Origin of the sequence: Pseudomonas sp. GD04058, assembly GCF_029836855.1 — a bacterium.
Lineage (GTDB): Bacteria > Pseudomonadota > Gammaproteobacteria > Pseudomonadales > Pseudomonadaceae > Aquipseudomonas > Aquipseudomonas bharatica.
The window spans coordinates 34674-57066 of sequence record NZ_JAOECN010000033.1; the positions used below are offsets into that span (position 1 = coordinate 34674).

16 protein-coding genes are annotated in these 22393 nt (G+C 63.8%); 13 read left to right on the forward strand and 3 right to left on the reverse strand.

From position 1 onward, the window contains the following. The first annotated feature begins 41 nt into the window (after window positions 1–41). The 8 genes from N7650_RS22075 to N7650_RS22110 all read left to right on the forward strand — a co-directional run bounded on the left by N7650_RS22075 (window position 42) and on the right by N7650_RS22110 (window position 16156). Window positions 42–503: a hypothetical protein gene (locus N7650_RS22075; protein WP_279900023.1), complete on the forward strand. Its 462-nt coding sequence runs from the start codon at window positions 42–44 to the stop codon at window positions 501–503. Next, on the forward strand, window positions 433–2382 hold the full coding sequence (locus N7650_RS22080) for a hypothetical protein (protein WP_279900024.1): 1950 nt from the start codon (window positions 433–435) through the stop codon (window positions 2380–2382). Before N7650_RS22075 ends, N7650_RS22080 begins: the two co-directional genes overlap by 71 nt. Before the next feature lie 15 nt (window positions 2383–2397). Further along, complete coding sequence (locus N7650_RS22085) at window positions 2398–5286, forward strand: hypothetical protein (RefSeq protein WP_279900026.1); 2889 nt, start codon at window positions 2398–2400, stop codon at window positions 5284–5286. Between the two features lie 78 nt (window positions 5287–5364). Then, window positions 5365–9312 carry a sugar-binding protein gene (locus N7650_RS22090; RefSeq protein WP_279900027.1) on the forward strand — a complete coding sequence of 1316 codons (3948 nt, stop codon included), beginning with the start codon at window positions 5365–5367 and terminating at the stop codon, window positions 9310–9312. Between the two features lie 80 nt (window positions 9313–9392). Beyond that, window positions 9393–9911: a hypothetical protein gene (locus tag N7650_RS22095; protein WP_009397092.1), complete on the forward strand. Its 519-nt coding sequence runs from the start codon at window positions 9393–9395 to the stop codon at window positions 9909–9911. Between the two features lie 204 nt (window positions 9912–10115). Then, on the forward strand, window positions 10116–12137 hold the full coding sequence (locus tag N7650_RS22100) for a hypothetical protein (protein WP_279900029.1): 2022 nt from the start codon (window positions 10116–10118) through the stop codon (window positions 12135–12137). A gap of 194 nt (window positions 12138–12331) precedes the next feature. Continuing rightward, window positions 12332–14524: an autotransporter outer membrane beta-barrel domain-containing protein gene (locus N7650_RS22105; protein WP_037059587.1), complete on the forward strand. Its 2193-nt coding sequence runs from the start codon at window positions 12332–12334 to the stop codon at window positions 14522–14524. Window positions 14525–14683: 159 nt separating this feature from the next. Next, entirely contained in the window at window positions 14684–16156 is a 1473-nt protein-coding gene (locus N7650_RS22110) for a hypothetical protein (protein ID WP_009397089.1), read from the forward strand. A gap of 47 nt (window positions 16157–16203) precedes the next feature. Here N7650_RS22110 and N7650_RS22115 read toward each other — a convergent pair whose 3' ends face one another. Next, complete coding sequence (locus N7650_RS22115; protein ID WP_009397088.1) at window positions 16204–16482, reverse strand: helix-turn-helix domain-containing protein; 279 nt, start codon at window positions 16480–16482, stop codon at window positions 16204–16206. Between the two features lie 268 nt (window positions 16483–16750). On the opposite strand from N7650_RS22115, the gene N7650_RS22120 reads away from it, so the two are divergent. The 5 genes from N7650_RS22120 to N7650_RS22140 all read left to right on the forward strand — a co-directional run bounded on the left by N7650_RS22120 (window position 16751) and on the right by N7650_RS22140 (window position 21005). Further along, the gene (locus N7650_RS22120) at window positions 16751–17080 is read left to right on the forward strand and encodes a hypothetical protein (RefSeq protein WP_009397086.1); all 330 of its coding nucleotides are present in this window, start codon (window positions 16751–16753) and stop codon (window positions 17078–17080) included. Between the two features lie 150 nt (window positions 17081–17230). After that, window positions 17231–18025, forward strand: a complete 795-nt coding sequence (locus N7650_RS22125) for an alpha/beta hydrolase (protein ID WP_009397085.1) — start codon at window positions 17231–17233, stop codon at window positions 18023–18025. Continuing rightward, on the forward strand, window positions 18022–18876 hold the full coding sequence (locus N7650_RS22130; protein ID WP_279900033.1) for an alpha/beta fold hydrolase: 855 nt from the start codon (window positions 18022–18024) through the stop codon (window positions 18874–18876). Before N7650_RS22125 ends, N7650_RS22130 begins: the two co-directional genes overlap by 4 nt. Before the next feature lie 117 nt (window positions 18877–18993). After that, entirely contained in the window at window positions 18994–19782 is a 789-nt protein-coding gene (locus N7650_RS22135) for a DUF4892 domain-containing protein (RefSeq protein WP_279900034.1), read from the forward strand. 173 nt (window positions 19783–19955) lie between these two features. Continuing rightward, window positions 19956–21005 (forward strand): AI-2E family transporter, encoded by a 1050-nt coding sequence (locus tag N7650_RS22140; protein ID WP_009397082.1) that lies wholly within the window; start codon window positions 19956–19958, stop codon window positions 21003–21005. On the opposite strand, the gene N7650_RS22145 is transcribed toward N7650_RS22140, so the two are convergent. After that, window positions 21002–21664: a GntR family transcriptional regulator gene (locus N7650_RS22145; protein WP_279900036.1), complete on the reverse strand. Its 663-nt coding sequence runs from the start codon at window positions 21662–21664 to the stop codon at window positions 21002–21004. The two genes, N7650_RS22140 and N7650_RS22145, sit on opposite strands and share 4 nt — an antisense overlap. A 16-nt stretch (window positions 21665–21680) precedes the next feature. Continuing rightward, window positions 21681–22388, reverse strand: a complete 708-nt coding sequence (locus N7650_RS22150; protein WP_279900037.1) for a FadR/GntR family transcriptional regulator — start codon at window positions 22386–22388, stop codon at window positions 21681–21683. Between the last annotated feature and the right edge of the window lie 5 nt (window positions 22389–22393).

Consider the following 22393-nt stretch of genomic DNA (forward strand, 5'->3'; position numbering starts at 1 on the left):
CGCCTGCTTATGCAGCCCTGCACCGAAAGAGGATACACACCATGGAATCCAAAGCTTCCCTTGACGACATGCTTGAGTGGTTGCGCGGCGGTTCGCGGACCGGCGGCTTCAACTGCATCGTCGCTTACGACCGGGCCAAGACCAATGCCGTACTGCTCCAGGAGTACATCGAGCGTTTCACCGCCGGTACCTACCTGGAACCCATCAATATGGACGTGCCGACCTCGGGCAAGACCCGCGAGCTGACCTACGACTACATCCTCGATGCCGGGCGGCTGTCCTTCGAAAACGCCACCATCGCCAGATCGAAAGCCCGCTTGACCATGCACGTCATCGGCGGTTCGCAGGTGTCTTTGGAGGAGTCGGACTCCGGCCAGCTAAAGGTGGCCGGGATCAGCATCCATCGATGCCCTGCAGGGACCGCTGGTGTACATGGACATCGAGCTCGAGGCAACCGAGGGGCTGATCAGCGAGGATGGCAAGATCTACCTCGACCTCAATAAAACCTTCGAAGTCATCATGCTTACCTTTGCGGCGACCGACCGTGAACGCAAGATCGGCGGGGAATTCCTCAATGAGTATTTCAAGGGCCTGCCGGAGGACCAGCAGATCCACGTACTCAACGAGCTCAAGGTGGTTCCTGGCCAGTACCTGGTGCCCCAGGAGTTCTTTATCCGCACCCATGCGGCGCCCGGAGGCAAGGATCCGAATTCCATCCGGCATGGTGCGGGGGCGGTGCTGGTGTACATCACCACCCTGGGCCAGGAGAACGGCAAGATCGCGGTCAAGGACGAAGACCAGCCGTACCTGATCCCGGATGGTTTCTCTGCCAGCATGCTGCTGGGCCACGACTTCCTGATGGCCAGGATCTTTTCCGAGGGCTGCCGGGCCCTGGCCGATGACGGCAGCGAGTATGACTTCGAACTGGTCAGCTATCAGGAAGGCATCGTCGATCATATGCGGGTATTGCGAGGTGTCGCCAGTGGGCCCGATATCACCGGCAGCAGCGCGACCTTCAAGGAGATCACCGCCCGAGTGCTCGCCTTCCCGCTGGCCGACGATGATGTAGTCTTGACCTGCAAGTTCAGCGACGACCGTATCACGCTGGACTGGAAAGGCTTTTCGCGGCTGCGCCTGACAGTCTTCCTGCAAAATGACCAGATGCAGGACTTCTGGGCCGATGCGTCCTGGCACATCATCCGTTCATTCGAACCCCGGCTGGACAGCGCGACGGGCATGGTGAGCCTGGTGGCTCTGGACGAGACCCCGATGAAGCGCCTGAAGGTGAGTCCCGGTGTGCATGATTATCCTCCGGTGATCGAAAACTTCGGGGAGATCACCGATCTCCTCGAGCCGCAACTGACGCAGCGGCTGTTCGACACCCTGGCGAGATTCTCGGAACCAGCGTCGGCCATCGATATATTTCGCCTCAACAGCATCCTGTTCAGGGGCGACAACGTGGTGGTGCTCAAGGACGTACACCAGCCTCGCGATATGTTCCTGATCGGCGATGTCTCTCCCTCCCTCACTCATTTCTCCATCACGCCCATGGACGAGAAGGTCGGCCCCGAAGGCCAGGTGACGTTCAAGACGGTGCCGCCGGTCAGCGGTGTTACCTGGTCGGTGGAGAAGGTCCCGGGTTCGTCCGACAAGGTCGGCAGCATCAGCGCCAGCGGAGTGTATACCGCGCCGAAGAAGAGCGAGCTCGATGGCAGCTTCACCCGGGTCAGGGTCACGGCCACGGTGGGCGACTACCGCCAGAGTGCGCTGGTCAGCATCGTCAGCCGGGACATTGCCCTCAACCCGCTGGTGGTGTCCATGGGGGTGGACAGCGGGGTGCTCCGGGAAATGTCGGCGGGCACCCTCGGTGACGGCGAGCTGGTCTGGACGATCGCCGACCCCAGTTCCGGCTCGGAGATCGTGCCGAGCAACGTCGAGTTCGGTGACAAGGCGTTCAAGCCCGGGCCGAAGCAGGACGTCCATATCCTCGTCGAGGAAGTGGTGGTGGAGAACAAGAGCACGGGCTCCAAGGTGTCCAGCTACGTTGTGGTGACCCACGTCCAGGGCAGCCTGACTATTAAATACGAGAAAACCGACAATCCGGACGAGGTGCAGTTGACGTTCAGGCATGAAATGGAGGACGTGCCCCCGGACGAATACATGACGCTCACGCTGGTTGCCGGTTCCGGAACGATCAGCGCCGACGGTTTATTCAAGATCGATCCAGCCGGCCAGCACAAGTTCGCCGTGATCGAGGCGCTTTACGCAATGGGGCCTTTCAAGTCCAGGGGCCACATCATCCTGCCGATCCCGTTGCTTGATATCAAACAGGCGCTCGAAGTCCAGGCCAAATGCCTGGAGCACAAGCCAGGCAAGCCCTGAGAGGGAGTCACCATCATGTCGGAACATACCCTGCAAGCATTGCTGGCGCGCATGCGCGACAAGCCGGTCACCCTCGGCTGGGGCGCCATCGCCGCCTTCAGCCGCGACCGTATCAACCACCTGCTGCGCCATCAATACGTCAGCGGGCTCAGCGATTTCCGCCTGATGCCGCCGTTCAGTGGCACGGTGTCGCTGACCGATGAGCAAAGCATGCTCGCCACTTTCCAGAACCTGACCTTCGGTGCGCCACGGATTTCCTTCGAACCGGCAGCGCTGCCCATGGCCCGGGTCAGGTTGTCGGTCGAGGTGATCGGTGGCAGCTTCAGCCTGGTGCAGAACCTGATGGACAGCATGCCGCGGCTGCTGACCTGCTTCGATTTCAGCGAGGCCGACGGGTTCACCCTGGCCATGGACCTTGACCTCTCGACGCTGATCGGCGATGTCGACCGCCGTGGTCGCTTCGTCCTTGACCTGGAAAAGGGTGAAAACCCGCTGTGCAACGTGCTGGTCGAAGAGCGGGCGCAGAAAGCCATGGGCGGGCTGTTGCTCGACTTCATCAAGCGGCAGCCGCGCAGCTTGCGCATCTTCGAGATGGGCTTGGTGGACCTTAATGGCTACAACCCCCTGAGCCCCAGGGAATTCCATGTGTACACCCAGCCGGCGCCCGGTTCTACCGACGGTGACGGTGCGCTGCTGCTGTTCACCCGACTCAAGGGCATCGACGAGAACGGGGGCGAGCCGGCGCACAACGACGATTTCCCCTACCTGATCCCCAGTGACATGAGCAAGGGCGGCGAGCCCTTGTATAGCGCATCGCTGGTGCTGAACGCGGATCTGCGCGACTGGGTCGGCGAGCGTCCATTGGAGATGATCGAGCGCCTGGGCTTCCCGGCGCGCAACCTGTTCAGCGAAATCCCGAACGGGCGTCATGAGCCGCACGATCTGCTGGTGCTGGGCAACATCCAGCCGGCGCAGCAGAGCGCGGTCATCGAGCCGTTGCTGGGGGCGGTGAAGCCGGGCCAGGAGCGCCAGTTCCGGGTGCGCGCCGCCGATGGCAGCCTGGTAACGGATGTGCAGTGGAGCACGCGCAGCCTGGGCAGCCCGATCTCCGCAGGCAGCATCAGCAGCAGCGGGCTTTATACCGCGCCAGCGGAAAAGCGCATGGGCCAGGACAGCGTGCCTGCCGTAGTCACGGCCAAGTACAGGATCAATGACACGACCTATGAAAGCTCGGCCATGGTTCTCGGCCGCTTCGAACTGATGAGCGTGCAGCCCCGGGCGCAGTCCATGCTCAGCGGGCGGGAGCCGGTGGATATCCATGTTGCGAGCCAGAGTGGCGGCGATCTGGAGTGGACGCTGCTCGCGCCGGGCATCGGCAGCCTGCAGGTGCAGGGCCCGGGGCACGCGGTCTACACGCCGCCGGATAAGGTCGATACGCTGATCAATGTGCAGAAGATCCAGTGCCGCGACAAGCTGAGCGGCGAGACCATCGAGTCGACCATGATCGTGCTGGGCGGCAGCCCGGGTGCGCTGGTAGAGCCGGTCTTCGTTCCCTCCATCGCCCGTGGCCAGACGGCAGCGTTCAGCACCGATATCGAGGCGCAGTACCAGCGCTGGAGCGTGATCGGCGAAGGCAGCGTGGACGCCAACGGTGTATTCACCCCGCCAGACAAGGCCACTTCGGTGATCAGCCTGGTGCTCTGCCAACTGGTCTATGACGACAGGGTCCTGGCCACCGGCTACGCGGTGGTGCAGTTGTCGGCCCGCAGGGAACTGCCGCACTGGTCGTCGCTTCAGACCTTCAAGATCAGGGCGCCCAACAACCTGACCCGCGCCTATGCCAATGGCTACCAGCAGATTCCCCTGGTGGTGGAGGTGGAGACCACGACCGTCGATTTCGATGGTGAGCAGTACGAGATTCCCCTGACCGATGGCGAGGTTGCGTCGATCCGCCTGGCAGACATGTACACCGGCGACGACATCGAGTTTCTCGCTGACGAGCAGGAAGGCATCGAATACGGCAGTGGGGAGGTGACCTTCACCCACAAGTACGCCAACCGCTTCGCCCTGTTCCCCGCCACGGCGGCCGGCCCACTGGAGCGCCAGCCCGTGCCGGAGCCGCGCAACGGCAGGACAAGGTTCCGCGAGCTGTACCTGCATACGACGGCTCGGGACACGCAGAAGTTCTTCGTGCGTTTCACCGACAAGTTCGGCGGAGTCTGGGAGTCGACGAGTAAAGGTGACGAGGAAACCACCATCGAGCTGATCGGGGTTCCTCCACCCTACGTGGACCCGGAGGTCGGTCCGGGCCATGACTTCAACATCGTGCGCGAGCGGGTCTGGCAGGGCCCTGTTGGTGGTGACGACCCCGGCAGCGGCGACGATTTCACTTACTACATGGAGTCGGTGGACTACTGGTACATCATCTACCAGAGCCTGGGCCGGCCGATACCTTTCGCTACCCTGCAGATCGAGGAAAACACCTCGACCATGCAGTGGGAAAGCGAGCAGATCTCCGAGACCTTCTTCAGCTACACCGGCTACTGCTTCTATCCGTACAACTTCCCCGGGTACGACGAGCGGCCGCCCCGGCTGTCATTCGACACCTACTTCCAGAGGCTGGGACTTGAGGCGTTGGGCACTGCGATCCGCGAGGAGTTCGAAGATGACTTCACACCGGCCCCGGGCCAGTTGCTGGTCAGCAACCACCGCGTGGCGGACATGCGGTTCTGGTACGACGACATGGCCGAAGGCGATCCGAACAAGCGCTTCCGCGAGAAGCTGGACAAACCGGTGATCTTCGTCCTGCTGGATGTACATGGCAATCGCCATCGGCTGGCGGTGGGCTACGAGTCACCGACCAAGGAGGACAGCCGCAACACGCTGGTCCTCAAGATCCAGTAACCGCTCTGCAATCCAGGCGGCGCGGGCCAGCGACCGGGGCCCGCGCCACTTGCTCTTTCTCCGTTGGGGACCAAGCCCATGACCACTTCTTCCACCGTGCGTTCCAACGCTTTCAATTTCATGAGTTTCATGAACAACAGCGTCGATCCGAGGACCGGGCAGTACACCCTGTCCATCGACCTGCCCGAGCTCAAGGCCAACGCCCTGATCGGTCCGAACGTGCCGATCAAGCTCGACTTCAATCCGCTCAACCTGCTCGACAGCGGCTACGGCCTGGGCTGGAACCTGCGCCTGAGCGAGTTCAACCCGGTCAACAACATGTTGTCGCTGCATACCGGGGAAAGCTACAAGGTCACCGGTGATGGTCAGGAGCCGTCTATCAAGGAGAAGAAGCTCGATACCTTCCGCTTCTTCGACGAGGGCAATGGGGTTTGGCGCATCGTGCACAAAAGTGGCCTGGTGGAAGTACTCAAGGAGCTTGGCAGCGGCTCCCAGCGCATCGCCCTGCCCAGCGAGATCCTGGCGCCGAGCGGGCACGCGGTCAAACTGAGCTACGCCGTGTTCGAGACGACCCATCGCCTGGCCAGCATCGCTGACGCCAGTGGCGAGCTGCTGCGCCTGGTGCGTGACAGCTCGGAGGTCAGGCTGCTGCTGCCGCCTTTCGATGACAAGCCGCTGTCGCGCTTCGTGATGAAGCTCAGTGGTGGCCGGGTCAGCGAGATCGTGCTGCCGGTGCCGGAGCTGGCATCCTGGCGCCTGACTTACGAGACGGTCCGCGGCATCAGTTGCGTCAAGTCGGTTGGCACGCCGCTGGGCGGCAGCGAAACCCTTGAATACCTCGATGGTGGCCATCCGTATCCGGGCAACACCGGGCGGCCCAATCTGCCGCGGGTGACCCGCCACACCATCGTGCCTGGCCCGGGCCTGGCAGCGCAGGAAACCACCTATACCTACACGCCCGAGAACTTCATCGGCAACGGCTCTTCGATCAACTGGCAGGACGATGGTCTCGATCAGTTGTACAAGGTCGACTACACCTACAACTACGGCTCGGTCGCCAGCCACTTGCTCGATGGCAAGGTGGTGCGCACGGTGAAGTACACCTTCAACCGTTTCCACCTGATGACCGAGGAGGAGACCCGCCAGGGGCGTTGCGTGAAAACCGTGAGCACCACCTACCACGCCCTGGACACCAACTTCGATAACCAGCCGGGGAACTTCCAGCTGCCGCGCTCGGTGCAAACCCGCTGGTGGATCGACGGCGAGCCGAGCCGCCACCGCACCGAGACCCAGATCAGCGAATTCGACCTCGATGGCAACCCGACCCTCGAAGTCCGGCCCGATGGCGTAAGTACCTCCAGCACCTGGTACAAGGCGGCAGGGGAGGAGGGTTGTCCCGAGGATCCGGATGGCTTCGTCCGTCATCTCAAGGAGCAGGTGGTCACTCCGGCCCCTGGTGGCGCCTGCGATGCGCCGGTGCTGCGCACCCAATACCGCTACGTTCGCTTCGAGCCCCTGGCCACGGTGGAGAAGAACGCCTGGCTGGCGCTGGAGAGCGAAACCCTGAGCGACGGCGCGACCTTGCTCAAGGAAACCCGCCACGAACACTTCAACACGCCGGACGATGCCAGCCTGCACGGACGCCTCGCCAGCGACAGTGAAACCTACAATGGCCAGCCGACCTTCACCGACTATCACTACCAGGTGCTGGCCACGGAGGGTGTGCTGCAGACCACCGAGACCCTGACCGGCTTCGATAAGACCAGCAAGACTCTGGTGCTCCAGCATGCCTTGCTGATCGGCGAGCCGGTGCAGACCCACGACGATGACGATGTGGTGATCCGCTACAGCTATGACACCCTGCGCCGAATCAGGTCCGAAACCGTGGCCCCGGATACCTCCTACGAAGCCACCCGCCACTATACCTACGCCCTGGCCCGGCTGGACGGTCAGCGGGCGGTCCAGGTGATGACCGATGTCAACAACGTCGAGACCCGGACCACGGTCGACGGCCTTAATCGCCCGATCCTGGAGGAGCGCCAGGACGTCGACGGCGCCGACAGCGACGCCATTGCCTGGCGCACCACCTATACCGCACGTTTCGACGGCCTGGGGCAGAAGGTCGAGGAGTGCGAATTCGATTGGTTGCTGCAGGAGCAGTTGCCGCTGGTGCACCACTTTACCTATGACGACTGGGGCCAGCAGCTCAGCGACACAGGGCCGGACCAGGTGGTGGTATTCGAAGAAAACGATCCCATCGGCAGCCCCGACTGGGCCGGGCCGATCAGCCGGGCCTGGCGGGAAAGCATCGACGGCGAGCAGGTCAGCGGACAGACCGTGACCCGCGTCAACCTGTTCGGCAAGCCAGCGCGGGTCGAGCGCTTCGATACCGAGTCCGAGCCGGCGCGGATCAGCCTGCACGAGTATTTCTACGATGGCTTGGGCCGGACCCGACGCGAGGTGGACGGTCTTGACCAGACCACCCTCTACGATTACGACGCCTTCGACCGTCTGGTGGAGAACGTCCTGCCGGGCCTGGCGGTGGTCCGCCGACGCTTCGTCACCCACAGCGATGAAGACCTGCCGACCCACATCAGCGTCGATAACGTCGAGCTTGGTCAGCAGCACTTCGACGGCCTGTCGCGGATGACCAGCTCGGTGACCGGCGGCCGCGAACGCCTGTTCACCTACAAGCCGGGGCGCATGCAGCCGGCCACGGTGACCACCCCGGCCGGCGCGGTGATCGCCTATGAGTACCTGCCGCAACTGGGCGATGAGCCAACGCGTCGCGAACTGTCGCCCGAGGTGGCGGCCGACTATGTGTACGACAAGAAGAACGCCCGCCTGGTCAGTTGCACGGAGCAGGGCCAGTCGCTGGTGCGCGAATACTTCAGCACCGGCGAGCTGAAAAGCGAGACGCGCAGCGAGGATGGCCAGGAGTACGGCATGCAATACGAGTACAGCCTGCGCGGGCGCTTGCTGAGCTATACCGATGTGTTCGGGCAGACCCAGACCTACGAGTACGATACGGCCGGCCGCCTGATGTGTACCGTGCTGGGGGCCACCACCTCGACCTTCCACTATGACGGCCTGGGGCAACTGGAGTGCATCAAGACCAACGATAACGGCGGGCAGTTGCATGTGCAGATCGGCTACGACGACTTCTCCCGGGAGACCTCTCGCTGCTTCGACTTCGGCGACCTGGTCCAGCATCTGACCCAGGAGTGGAACGCGGTGGATCGCCTGACCAAGCGCATCCACAACGAGGGGGGTACGCTGTTGCGCGAGGAGCGCTACGGATACGACGAGCGCAATCGCCTGACCGACTATCAGTGCGATGGCTCGCCGCCCCTGGACGCCTACGGCCAGGCGGTGCAGGCGCAGTTGTTCCGCTTCGACGGGATGGACAACATCACCCGGGTAATGACAGTGTTCCCCGGCGGTCAGAACCGTGCCGACTACCACTACGACAATCCCGCCGATCCAACCCAACTGACCCATGTGATCAACAGCGATCAAGCGTATCCGCAGCGCATCGATCTGGAGTACGACGAGGACGGCAACCTGGTGCGTGACGAACAGGCCCGGCAATTGAGCTACGACGCCCTCGGGCGCCTGCTCGGGGTTGGCGACGGCAATGGCGTGTTGTCCGGTAGCTACCGCTACGATCCACTCGACCGCCTGGCCAGCCTGTCCGGTGCCCAGGGCGCCGAGCAGCGTTTCTACCGCGAGGAGGAGCTGGCCAACCTGCTCCAGGGCGAGCAGGGCAGTACCTTCATGCGCGGCGCAGGCAACTTGCTGGCGGAGCACCAGGCAGGCGACATCAGCCTGCTGCTGGGCTGCGACCATAAGAACAGCGTGCTCAGCGAGCACCTGGCCGGCGAGGGCACCACCGACATGGCCTATACCGCACACGGCCATCGCAGCACCCGGGTGCAAGCCCGCCTGGCCTTCAACGGCGAACTGGACGAGGAGGCGGGTGGGCAACTGCTGGGAAAGGCTACCGGTTCTACCGACCCGTCCTGAAGAAGTTCTGCAGCCCTGACGAATGGAGCCCGTTTCGCCGCGGAGGCCCGAATGCCTATGCCTATTGCAAGGGCGATCCGGTGAATGCGAGTGATCCGACGGGGCATAACGCCTGGTATCTGTTCGGTTCTCTGCTCTCCGGCGCCGTCTTTGCCTATGCCAGTATCATGGCCGCCACGAAGAAAGGTCGTGCCCAGGCCGACTGGAGCATCGTGGCTGCATTTTCCGGCGTGATGGCCTTGGGATTGGGGTATTCGGCCTACAGGGCGAAGGGGAACAGCAAAAACCTGCCGGCGCCCGGCGACGCTCCGGAAACGCCGGTGAACGGCAGTATCAAGCAGAGTATCAGCAGCAACACTTCGGCCAAGCAACAGGCCAAGGATCGGCAGTCGATGAAGGAGGCGAGCGAGCTGGACCAGAGCCTGGCGAGGCGTAAAGAATTTTTTGAAGATGCCTACAAGCAGCCGCCGGATCTGCAAAGTTACAAGCAAGGGCTGACCGATAAAAACGGTATACCACTGTCGGGGCGAGCGCGTGCCGGAGCGATACGTAATTCCGGTGGATCTTGGAATCGCGGATATCAATCCTCGAGCCCGTGAGTCTGCCTGGCTTGACCTGCTCACCCTCCCTTCGTGGCCGTCCTTCGGGGCGGCCTTTTTCTGCTTCGTGCGCTTGGCGCACCTGTTATTTCTGTCAGTTACGCCAATCCTTCCGGAGGTATTAAATGGCCCCACGGCTGTTCGGTCCGGAGCGGCATCCGCCGTGTCAGCGAATGGCTGGACACATGGAGAGGGGTGACCGAAATGTCACAGTCAGAACAGCAACGAATCGCAGAGCAGGCACGCAGGGATTACCGCAAGGCACAAATGGACCGACGTAACGAAACGACGGACCTGCCACCGGTGACGCTGGCCGCCGGGGTAATCGCCGACGCCAACGACAACACCCTGTTCAGCAGTGCCCGGCAGGTGCCGCTGGCCGTTACCATGCAGGCCTGGACCCTGCCTGACCCTGCCCATCCGGATGACCGTGAGCGAGTGTTCATCCAGTGGGCACCCGCTGGCACCACCCACTACGAAACGGTCGACGAGATCGAACTGGCGCCGCCGTTCCCCGCGCACTTTCCGCTGACCCTGCACGTGCCGCCCGAGGTCATGCAGACGGATGGCGCCTGGGATATCACCTACAGGGTCAAGCACTACAACGGTTCCTATCAGATGTCGCTGGCACTCACCGTGGTGGTCGACAACACCGAGCCCTGGCGCCCGCACGAGCCGCCGAAGCTGATCATGCCCGAGGGCTTCATCAGCGAGCAGACCCTGATCGACAACCCCGATGGCATCACCGCCACCCTGCCGAAGTATGACGACCGCCAGCCACATGATGAACTGATCTATTGGTGGGCGACTTACCCCATTCCCGACGATCCGATGGATGTACCGATCGGCGGGCGTTTCGAGGTGACGGGCGATCCGATGACGTTCAAGGTCAGGACGGACCTGATCCGCGAGGTGGGGGACGGCGGCTGCTACATAACCTATATGCTGGTCGACAAGGCGCTGAACCGCAGCCGCCTGGCCGTCTACCAGCCGGTGGCCGTTGCCCTGGGCACCCTGCCGGCCGACCTTGCGCCGCCGACCGTGCCCCTGGCCGAGAGCGACAACCTGATCGACATGGCCGATGCCGGGATCGGTGTGGTGGTGAACATTCCCGGCTACGTCGGCTGGAAGCCGAAAGACCGCATCGAGGTGAAGTGGGGCAACAGCCTGGTGACTGCGGAAGAGCTGGGCTCGGTGCCGGATTTCCCGATGCCGGTGCGCGTACCGTCGGCCATCCTCAAGGCCGAGTACGGCACCGCCGTGGGCGAGCTGGAAACCAGTGTCGGCTACAGGATCCTGCGCGGCACCGTGCCGTTCGATGCGCCGGAGATCAAGATCAACGTCGACTTCTCCTATATCGGTCCGCCGCGGCCCGAACCGGACCTGACCTGGCCCGACCCCGTCAACCCGGCCCTGGGCCAGCTCGATACCTATGGCAAGGTCTCCGAGCAGTTCAACGAACTGACCCCCGCAGACAACGGCCAGCCGGCCAAGCAGAACATCATCCTCTACGCACCGGCGGCGAAGGACGAGATCATCGAGTTCTATTGGGGCGATCGCCTCGGCTACACGTACGTGCTGCAAGGCTTCGAAGAACCAGGCGACGAGATCGGCGTGGAGATTCCCTGGGAGATCATCCAGGACGTCGGCAATGGTCCCGCCGTGCCGGTGCATTACCGCATCAGCGCGCCAGACGGGAACAACAAGCAGCATTCGAAGACCTACCATGTGAAGGTCGACGCCTTCGTCCTGACTCCGGAAGCGCCCGAATACCTGGGGCTCAACCCTGAAAGAGGCTGGCTGGTCTGCGAATCGCTGTTCGAGGACTTCGCCAACCCCCATCCGGACGAGCCGGCGGTGCGGGTCAGGATTCCCGACCTGAGCAAATGGCTCAAGGATGGCGATACCGTTACCGTGACCTGGACACCCTGGGACAGTCGCATCGAAGACACCGGTGCGGTCATCGAAGACGCGATCTTCACCCAGGACTACATCATCGGTCCCGAGCATCCGGCTACTGGCTTCGTCATTCGCGTGCACCCCTACGACAAGCACATCCTGCCGACCTATAACCCGGAGGGGGGCAAGATCGATGGGCGGGCCTACACCAAGTATTCCTTCGAGTTGAATGGTGTACCGGTGACATCCCTGGAGGTCCTGGCGACCGTTTCCATGCACGTGCCCTCGGGCTACTGCCCTATGCCTGAGCGCAAACGCGTGCCATAGCAGGCCGGGTTACCTCGCGCCCGGGGCGTTCGGCGGGCGCGGGGCTCGTCGTAATCTCTGCTATATTTTTCGGAATTTTCCTACATAAAATTTGGGTTGTCGTCTGTAGTCTCGCCGGCCTTTGCGAAGTGAACCCGGTTGCCCGCCAGCTTGGTTTGACCGCGTCGTTTCATAGCCTGCGAGAGCTTCTCATGATGACCAAGACTCCTTCGTTCAAACTGCGTCCCCTGGTTCGCATTCTGAAATTCGCTGCCCTCGCGCCGCTGGTGCTGGGCAGCGAGTATGCAATGGCCAGGACGATCATCGGCGACGAAACCATCGATGCGACAACGCCTTCCGACAGCTACCTGGTGACCGGTGGCTCCCATCTCACCGCCAATGGCGCGCAGACGGAGCACATCGTCACCCAGGATGGCGGCAGGCTGACCCTCAACGGCAGCGCCGTGACCGCCACCGGCATCAACGTCGGCGTGTTCCTTGGCAGTGGTTCGGCGGATATCTCGGGAAGCACCATCACCAGCGAAACCGAAGGCTTGTCCCTGGGGCGCCAGGGCAGCAACGGCTCCACCGCCAGCGTGCGGGACAGCAGCATCACCGGTGGCCGCAGCGGCGTGCAGATTTCCGCCAACAGCGACCTGCTCCTGGAAAACACCCAGGTGACTGGCACCAATGCCACCAGCCAGGGCATCCAAATGTTCGGCGGCTCGGTCACGGCCCGGAACAGTTCGATCATTGGCGGCACCCACGGTATCCGGATCCGCCTGGACAGCTCTCTTCCCGACAGCGCCACGGTGCACCTGGATGGCACCCATGTCGAGGGTGGCACCGATGCGGCGATCCTGGTCGGTACGGGAGCAGGCCAGGGCGTCAGCGCCGATATCGTGGTGGCCAACGGTTCGACCCTGACAGGCGGCGACGGCAACGTGCTGAAGGTCGCCAGCGGCTCGACCGGTAACATGACCGTGGACAACAGCCACCTGGTGGGCAATGTGGTGGCCGAGGATGGCGCCACCGCCAACCTGACCCTGCAGAACCATGCCACCCTGACTGGTGCTCTGGAAAACGTCGCCAGCCTGACCCTGGCCAGCCAGGGCCAGTGGAACATGATCGAGAACGATGAAGTGGGTGACCTGGTCATGGACGGGGGCGCGGTCCGGTTCGGCGAGGCCGATGCCTTCTACCGCCTGACCGTGGAAAACCTTTCCGGCAACGGCACCTTCATCATGGATACCGACTTCTCCACCGGGCAGACCGATTTCCTCGAGGTGACCGGCGATGCCCGCGGCGACCATAAGCTGCTGGTCGGCAGCAGTGGCGCCGATCCGTTGAACGACGGGCAGATACATGTGGTGCATATCGCCGGTGGCGATGCCAGCTTCTCCCTGCTCAACGGGGAGGTGGACCTTGGCACATTTTCCTACGACCTGATTCGCGACGGTGACAACTGGTACCTGGACGCCTCGATGAAAAAAATCAGCCCCGGGACCCAGACCGTGCTCGGCCTGTTCAATGCCGCGCCCACCGTGTGGTACGGCGAGCTGTCGAGCCTGCGCAGCCGCATGGGTGAACTACGCCTGAATGGCGGCAAGGCCGGTGCCTGGATGCGCAGCTACGGCAACAAATACAACGTTTCCGCCTCGTCGGGCACCGCCTACCAGCAGACCCAGCAGGGCGTGTCCTTCGGTGCCGATGCGCCGCTGCCGGTCGGTGACGGCCACTGGCTGGCGGGTGTGCTGGCCGGCTATAGCGACTCGGACCTGAATCTGGCCCGTGGCTCCAGCGGACAGGTCGATAGCTACTACCTGGGTGCGTACACCACCTGGCTGGACCCGCAAAGCGGCTACTACTTCGACGCCGTGCTCAAGTTCAACCGCCTGCAGAACGATGCCACGGTCAATCTCAGCGACGGAACCCGGACCAAGGGCGACTACGACAATCACGCGCTGGGTACCTCGCTGGAATTCGGCCGGCATATCGCCCTGGGCAATGGCTGGTTCGCCGAGCCTTACACCCAGTGGTCCGGCGTGACCATCCAGGGCAAGCGCTACAACCTCGACAACGGCATGCGTGCCGATGGCGATACCGCCCATTCGTTGCTGGGCAAGGTCGGCAGCACCTTCGGGCGTAATGTCGAACTGGGCGAGGGCCGGGTGATCCAGCCCTATGTACGGGTCGCCTATGCCCATGAGTTCGCCAGCGACAACGCTGTGCGGGTAAACGACAACCGCTTCAACAATGACCTCTCGGGATCGCGTGGCGAGCTGGGGGCCGGGGTCTCGGTATCGCTGGCGCGGAGCCTGCAGATGCATGTCGACCTGGACTACAGCAATGGCGAGCAGGTCGAGCAGCCATGGGGGGCCAACGTCGGCCTGCGCTATAGCTGGTAATGCTGCGGGAGCGAGCCGCCAGGCTCGCTCCTTGAATACTGCGGCCCGCCGCCGATACCTGATACTTCTGTCAGTTATGCCCATCCCCTTCTTGCCGTTAAATGGAGTGCGACACCCGAGCCTTCGGGTACCGATCCGCTTTCTTGAGGAGAGCTGCCGATGTCGACCCCGTTGCAAGAAGCCCAGGTCCTGCTCCCGCCACCCATCGTCGACGCACTGCTCGACGATATCGACGGTGGCCAGCCCAATCTGCTGCATATCGATGACTTGCAGGTGCCGCTGGCGGTCGAGGTCCCGGAATGGCTGCACAGCGACCCCTCGCCGGACCATCCCGAGAGTCTGGAGCTGTTCTGGAATGGCACCACCGTTGCCACCAAGTTCTGGACCACGCCGGTCCTGCCGGAAGATCTGCACCTGACGGTGGCGACCGAGTTTCTCACCGAAGGGCAGCAGCGCATGGAGTACAAGGTGGTGCTCTACAATGGCTCGCCCCAGGGATCGCAGCCGCTCATCATCACCATCGATACCTCCCCGCCGATCCTGGGCGGTGAGCAGGGCGCCCTGGTCTTTCCGCCCGAGGTCATCGACGGCGGCCTTACCTGGCAGTATCTGGAGGCCTGCAACGACCGGGTGGTGGCGCAGGTTCCGGAGTACCGTGAGGTACGGCCCGGCGACACCCTGACCTGGTATTGGGACGATGAGCCCTTCGCCTATCATCAGGCGGGCTCGCGCACGCTCACTTCCGAGGATATCGGCCAGCCGCTGGAGCTGGTCTTCGACGGCAATCTGATTCGCGAGCGGGGTGATGGCCGGCGCTATGTGCATTACGACGTCACGGACCGCGCCGGTAATCCCAGTGTTTCCTCCAGGCAGGTGCCCTTGTCGGTCAGTGCCACGCCGATACCGCGGGAACTGCTGTGGCTGGATGTAGTGGAGGCCGATGGCGTCGGCGAGGAGTTGGTGCTCGATCCCGAGAAGGGGCGCAGCGGCATACAGGTCGTGCTCGACGGGCAAGTGCTTATCTATCCCGACGAAGAGGTCTGGGTGCATTGGGATGATCCCGGCAGTGTGGCGGACTTCGAAGGCCTGCTGGACAAGGACGGCGATCCGCGGCTCTGTCATGTTCCCAGGGAAAGCGTGATTGCGTCGATCGGCAAGACGGTGACGCTGTATTACGAGGTAAGAGGGCCTGGCGAGGTGCTGCCCTCGACGCCGCGCCAGGTGCGCGTCAGCAAGGTGCCGTCCAACGGCTTTCCTACGGTGCAGTGCGAGGGCCACACCAGCAAGGGGCTCAGCCTGGCGGCGGTGCCGGCCTCGGGCGCGCGCCTGACCCTGGCGTTCTGGAAGCTGATGACCACCGATCAGATGGTCAGGATACTGGTCAGTGGCGTTGACCCTGCGGGTGAAACCCTGGTGCACCGGGCCCTGTACGACCATCGGGTCAGCGAGGCGGAGCTGGTCAGCGGGATCGGTGCCGAAGGCGATGTGGTCATTCCCAAGGCGTTTCTCGAGTCGCTGAAGATCGGGGAAGTATTCAGTGTGAGCGTCTACGTCAGCTTCGACCTCGGTGAAACCTGGCCGTACGAGGCGACGCCAAACTTTCCGAGCCTCAGGCCGACGCTCATTCCCTGACGCCCTGGCCCGTGGCCGACCGCTTGCGGCCGGCCTGGGCCACAGGTTCAGCGCAACTTGATCAGGCCCTGATCAAGGGCCTTGAGCATCGCCGCGCTGCGTGACGTCACGCCGAACTTGCGGCGGATGTTGCAGAAGTGGAAATTCACCGCCGACTCGCTGCATTGCAGGATATGGGCGATCTCCCAGGACGTCTTGCCTTCGGCGCTCCATTGCAGGACCACGGTTTCGCGCAGGGTCAGCCTGATGGGGGCTTCCGACAGGGTGGGCACGCGCTGGACCGGAGCAAGGGGCGGGGCGCTGCCAAGGGATTGGGATGCGTACATGAAGTGAGCTCCTGACGTTGGAAGTGCAGTGTGATTCCTTCGAAAATCGATGCGACCGGGACGGTACGGACACACTTATATCCCCGTTTCTTCATGTTGAAACCTGACAAAAATATCAGTTGTGAAGATTTTGTGCGGTGACCACGCCCCCGCTTTCGATACGCCGACCTGATATTTTTGTCAGTTGTTGCACTCACTCCGAATTGCTAGCGTGGAGGCGTACGAGCAGCATGCCCTGCGAGGAAACCCCATGATCGGAAGTAATGGAATGCGAGCCTGTTCAGCGGACCTGCGCCAGGTACTCGATGAATGCAATTTCAGCTATCGCCTGGACTTCGCCGAGTTCCAGTTGTTGCACGACGCCGCCGATGCCCGCCTTGATGCGCTGGTCCGGCGCTACGGCGATCGCCGCGAGTCCGAGCAACTGCAGCAGTTCCAGCTGGCCTGCGAGCAGATGGCGAAAATGCTTCAGGTGTCCTGCCTGGCTATGCAGCGGGCCCAGCTTTGCGAGCAGGAGCGCCATCAGGTGCGTGAGGCCTACGAGTACCAGGTGGCCTATATCCAGGCGTGCCTGCACCGCTCGTTCGAAGGGTTCTGAGCACCGGGGGCTTGCCAGCGATTAGGCCCGGAGCAGCAACACGGGGTTCCTGACCGGAGTGCCGTCCCTGATGGCTGTTCCGGTCATTGCTCCATCCCCATCCGTTGCGGACAATCAGTGTCAGTTTTTTCCGCAGCAGGCCGTCCGAAAATGTCGCAACAGATCTTCTTCGCCCATGCCAACGGCTTCCCCTCGGCCACCTACGGCAAGCTGTTCGCCGGGCTGGCGCCGGATTACCAGGTCCAGCATCTGCCACAGCACGGCCACGACCCACGCTTTCCGGCCGGGGACAACTGGCTGCTGCTGGTGGACGAGCTGATCCATCACCTGGAACGGCAAGGCGAACCGGTCTGGGGCGTCGGCCATTCCCTTGGCGGCGTGCTGCACCTGCATGCCGCACTGCGCTGCCCCGAGCTGTACCGCGGGGTGGTGATGCTCGACTCGCCGGTGCTGACCCTTGCCGACCAGTGGCTGATCCGCCTGGCCAAGCGCTGGGGCTTCATTGACCGGATCACCCCGGCCGGGCGCACCGAGGGCCGCCGTGAAGCCTTCGACGACCTTGACCAGGCCCGCGCCTACTTCTCCTCCAAGTCGCTGTTCCGCGCCTTCGACCCGGACTGCCTGGAAGCCTACCTGCAACATGGCCTGAAGAACGAAGGCGGGGGTTTGCGCCTGGCTTTCGACCCGGCCATCGAGATGCGCATCTACCGCAGCATCCCGCACACCCGGCCGGCATCGCCCGGCAAGCTCAAGGTGCCGCTGGCCATGGTCCGCGGCAGCCACAGCCGCATCGTCCGCGCCCACCACGCCCAGGCGGTACGGCGCATGCCGCTGGGCGAAAACCACAGCGTCGCCGGCGGGCACATGTTCCCGCTGGAGCGCCCGGACGACACCGCACGCCTGATCCGCTCGGTGTTCCAGCGCTGGCAGGAGCGTCGGGCATGAGCCATCCCGTCGAGGAAATCCGCCTGGACCTGGGGCATATCGAACTGGCCGCGCACTTGTACGGGCCAGAAGATGGCCGGCCGGTGATTGCCTTGCACGGCTGGCTGGACAACGCCAACAGCTTTGCCCGCCTGGCGCCCAGGCTGCACGGGCTGCGCATCGTCGCCCTGGATTTCGCCGGGCACGGTTACTCCGGGCACCGCCCGGCAGGCGCCGGCTATGCGCTGTGGGATTACGCCCATGACGTTCTGCGGGTCGCCGGGCAACTGGGCTGGGAGCGTTTTTCCCTGCTCGGGCATTCGCTGGGGGCGATCGTTTCGGTGATCCTCGCCGGCAGCCTGCCCGAGCGGATCCAGCGCCTGGCCTTGATCGACGGGGTGATTCCGCCGGGTGCGGCGGCGCAGGATGCCGCCGAGCGCATGGGTATGGCCCTGGAGGCGCAGTTGCGCCATGAGGGCAAGCGCAAATCGGTGTATGCCGAGCTGGACCGGGCGGTGGAAGCACGGATGAAGGGCATGGTCGCGGTCACCCGCGAGGCCGCCGAACTCCTCGCCCAGCGCGGCCTGGTGCCGGTGCCCGGCGGTTTCAGCTGGCGCAGCGACAGCCGCCTGACCCTGCCGTCGCCGCTGCGCATGAGCGAAGAGCAGGCGCTGAGTTTCGTCCGGCGCATTGCCTGCCCGACCGCCCTGGTGGTGGCCGACGACGGCATGCTGGCGCGCAACACGAGCCTGCTCGAGCAGCTACCCTTCACTCTGGAACACTTGCCCGGTGGCCATCACCTGCACCTGAACGACGAGGCCGGCGCAACGCTTGTTGCAGACTGTTTCAATCGCTTCTTTGCCATGCCTTGACTTGTACCGGGCAACTGTCGAGGCTTGGCGGGTTTTGATCAGGGAGACAATCATGACCCAGCACGACAGCAGCCCCCTTTCCCTATGCCACGCCGGCCATGCCGGCGGGGTTCGCCGATGAGTGCCGTCCAGTTCGTTCTTTCCGCGCTGTTGCTGGCTTCAGGAACCGCCCAGGCCGCCGGCGAACTGCCGATTCCGCAGGATGCCAAGGTCTTCGACGAACAGCCGGCGCGGGAGCAGGAGCGCGTCTATCCGCTGGGTCCACTGCGCAAGATCAGCGGGCAGTTGCGTATGGAGGGCAAGGTCGAAAGCCGTGGCCAGGTCAGCTCCACCACCTGGCAATTGCCGCCCGAGCGCAGTGCCGGCGAAGCCTTCACCGCGGCCCGCGAAGCCTTGCAGGCTGACGGCGGCTATCCGTTGTTCTGGTGCGAGAGGCGTGACTGCGGCGAAAGCAGCCTGTGGGCCAACGAGATCTTCCGCAATGCACGCTTGTATGGCTCGGACGAGGACCAGGCGTTCATTCTTCTGCGTCGTTCCGGCGATGACCACGACACCCTGGTTGCCCTGTACGCCATCACCCGCGGCAACAAGCGGGCCTTCCTGCATGTGGAGAAATTCGAGGCCAATGCACCGCTGGGCGACCTGCTGCCGACCCCGGCCACGGTGCTGCGGGAATTGCGCAGCACCGGCAAGCTGGACTACCCGGACCTCGATGGCGAGCCGCCGAAGGCCTGGGTGGAGCTGCTGGCGCGCAGCCTGAACCTGGACAGCAGCCTGCGGGTCAGCCTGACCGGGGCGAAGGCGGTGGCCTGGAACGACCAGCTGAGTGCGGCCGGGGTCCGGGCGGCAAGGTTGGAGACCGGCGACAAACCGGCTGCCGGCCTGCATGTGGAACTGATCCGCTAACGGGTTGATAGCGCCACTCGGGCTTGCCAGCAATCCTGTGGGAGCTGGCTTGCCAGCGATGAGGCCCTGGCTGGCAAAGCAGTTGCCTGGTCTGCCGCCATCGCTGGCAAGCCAGCTCCCACAGGGGCCTGTGTCAAATCGAAGATTTATCTGTATTCCGTGAGAGAGGGATCATGCTCAACAACGACCGCCTATTGGTGCAGATCCTCTTGCTGACCCTGCTCGGCGCCGCCCTGTGGGTCATGGCGCCGTTCATTTCCGCGCTGCTCTGGGGCGCGATCCTGGCCTTTGCCAGCTGGCCGCTGATGCGCCTGGTGACGCGTTGGTGCGGTGGGCGCGAAACCCTTGCGGCCAGCCTGCTGACCTGCCTGTGGCTGCTGTTGGTGGCCTTGCCCCTGGTCTGGCTTGGCTTCAACCTGGCCGACCATGTACGTGACGCCACCGCGTTCATCCGCGACGTGCAGGTCGACGGCCTGCCGGACGCCCCGGACTGGCTGGGCAGCGTGCCTTTCTTCGGCGAACGGCTGGTGCGCTATTGGAACACCCTCGATCAGCAGGGCGCGGCCTTGCTGACCACGGTCAAGCCCCATCTCGGGCAGGTCGGCAACTGGATCCTGGCCCGCAGCGCGCAACTGGGCAGTGGCGTCGTCGAACTGATCCTCAGCCTGGTCTTCGTGTTTTTCTTCTATCGCGACGGTCCGCGTCTGTCGGCCTTCGTCCTGCGCCTGCTGGAGCGCCTGGTGGACGATCGCGGCGCCTATTACCTGGGCCTGGTGGCCGGCACCGTGCAGCGGGTGGTCAACGGGGTGATCGGCACCGCCGCCGCCCAGGGCCTGCTGGCCTTGATCGGCTTCCTGATCGCCGGGGTGCCGGGGGCGCTGGTGCTCGGCCTGGTGACCTTCATGCTCAGCCTGATCCCCATGGGCCCGCCGCTGGCCTGGGTGCCCGCCACTGCCTGGCTGGCCTGGAAGGGTGACTACGGCATGGCCATCTTCCTGGGCATCTGGGGCACCTTCATCATCAGCGGCGTGGACAACGTGCTCAAGCCCTACCTGATCAGCCGCGGTGGCGACCTGCCGCTGGTGATCGTGCTGCTCGGCGTCTTCGGCGGCTTGCTGGCGTTCGGCTTCATCGGCCTGTTCATCGGCCCGACCCTGCTGGCGGTCGGCTACAGCCTGCTGGTGGACTGGTCCAATCGCAGCGGCCCGGAGAACCGGGCTTAATCGAGGTCCAGCTTGGCCTCGATACGGTCCAGATGCACATGCATCAGGCGCAACGCGGCGTCGCTGTCACCGTCCTCCAGCGCATCCACCAGCGCCGCATGCTCCTGCCAGGCGCAGTGCTCGCAGCCCTGGTGCTCGTACTTGGCGATGATCAATGAGGTCATCGGTACCAGTCCGTTGAGAAAACGCGTCAGTGGCGCATTGTCGGCGATCTCCGCAAGCTTCAGGTGGAACTCGCCGCCAAGGCGGATCGCCGTGCAGCGCTGGCCCTGTTCGTGGCTCAGGCGTTCGCGGGCGATCAGCTCGCGCAGCTGGCGCAATTGCCCCGGCCGCGAGCGCTGTGCGGCCAGTTCGATCAGGGTGGTTTCCGCCAGGCGCCGGGCACTCAAGACCTGCCGCGCCTGTTCAGGGTCCGGCGCCGCCAGGCGCGCAGTGTGCGCCGGGCGCTGGACGATCACCTGCTGGTCGGACAGCCGTCCCAGTACCCGGCGAATCACCGTGCGGCTGACGCCAAAGGCTTCGCCCAGGGCCAGTTCGGTCAGCGGGGTTCCGGGCGTCAGGCGCTGTTCGAGGATGGCATCGAACAGCTGCGGATAGATCTCTTCCGCGGACATCCGGCGTCCGCCGCCGGCCATCATGAAGGGCAGGGAGGTGTTCATCTTCGCTCTCCTGTAGTCAATGACCCGGCTGCTCATCCGGGATCTTCAGTTCGATACCCATGCGCCGCCCCTCGGCGAGGATGTGCCGGCGCATCTGGGCGCTGGCCTGGGCGCTGTCCTTGTTGCGGATGGCGCGTACCACCGCTTCGTTCTCTTCCAGGCGCGCGGCCAGATGCTCGGGAGACTTGCGCAGCACCTGGGCGCTTTGCTTGAGGGCGTTGCTGGTCTGCTGCACCACGCTCTGGAAGATCGGGTTGGAGGTCAGGGCGAACAGCGCTTCATGGAAGGCGATGTAGGCACCGACGCCGGCTTCGGCGTCGTCGGCTTCAAGGGCTTCGCGCATGTCCATCAGGGTCAGGCGCAACTGCCCGGTCTCGCTGCTGCTGATGGACTGCGCCACCAGCCCGACGATGAACGGCTCGAGGGTGTAGCGCAGTTGCAATACGTCCTCGAGGCTGGCCTCGGCCACCGACGCGGCCGGGACCAGCGTCGGTTCGGCGGTATCGGGGTCGAGCACCAGGACGCCCTTGCCTGGCATGGATCGCACCAGGCCAAGGGTTTCCAGTACCGTCACCGCTTCGCGCAGGCTGGGCCGACTGATGCCCATTTGTTCGGCCAGTTCGCGCTGCCCCGGCAGCATCTCGCCGGAGCGCCACTGGCCTCGGGCCAGGGCCTGGCGCAGTTTTTCCACTACTGCGTTGACTACGGTCGATGAGGTGATCACAGGTT

Bases quoted from the DNA above. Each gene is read 5' to 3' on its own strand.
- N7650_RS22075 (WP_279900023.1), top strand. From the start codon at position 42: ATGGAATCCAAAGCTTCCCTTGACGACATGCTTGAGTGGTTGCGCGGC.
- N7650_RS22080 (WP_279900024.1), top strand. From the start codon at position 433: ATGGACATCGAGCTCGAGGCAACCGAGGGGCTGATCAGCGAGGATGGC.
- N7650_RS22085 (WP_279900026.1), top strand. From the start codon at position 2,398: ATGTCGGAACATACCCTGCAAGCATTGCTGGCGCGCATGCGCGACAAG.
- N7650_RS22090 (WP_279900027.1), top strand. From the start codon at position 5,365: ATGACCACTTCTTCCACCGTGCGTTCCAACGCTTTCAATTTCATGAGT.
- N7650_RS22100 (WP_279900029.1), top strand. From the start codon at position 10,116: ATGTCACAGTCAGAACAGCAACGAATCGCAGAGCAGGCACGCAGGGAT.
- N7650_RS22105 (WP_037059587.1), top strand. From the start codon at position 12,332: ATGACCAAGACTCCTTCGTTCAAACTGCGTCCCCTGGTTCGCATTCTG.
- N7650_RS22110 (WP_009397089.1), top strand. From the start codon at position 14,684: ATGTCGACCCCGTTGCAAGAAGCCCAGGTCCTGCTCCCGCCACCCATC.
- N7650_RS22115 (WP_009397088.1), bottom strand. From the start codon at position 16,482: ATGTACGCATCCCAATCCCTTGGCAGCGCCCCGCCCCTTGCTCCGGTC.
- N7650_RS22120 (WP_009397086.1), top strand. From the start codon at position 16,751: ATGCGAGCCTGTTCAGCGGACCTGCGCCAGGTACTCGATGAATGCAAT.
- N7650_RS22125 (WP_009397085.1), top strand. From the start codon at position 17,231: ATGTCGCAACAGATCTTCTTCGCCCATGCCAACGGCTTCCCCTCGGCC.
- N7650_RS22130 (WP_279900033.1), top strand. From the start codon at position 18,022: ATGAGCCATCCCGTCGAGGAAATCCGCCTGGACCTGGGGCATATCGAA.
- N7650_RS22135 (WP_279900034.1), top strand. From the start codon at position 18,994: ATGAGTGCCGTCCAGTTCGTTCTTTCCGCGCTGTTGCTGGCTTCAGGA.
- N7650_RS22140 (WP_009397082.1), top strand. From the start codon at position 19,956: ATGCTCAACAACGACCGCCTATTGGTGCAGATCCTCTTGCTGACCCTG.
- N7650_RS22145 (WP_279900036.1), bottom strand. From the start codon at position 21,664: ATGAACACCTCCCTGCCCTTCATGATGGCCGGCGGCGGACGCCGGATG.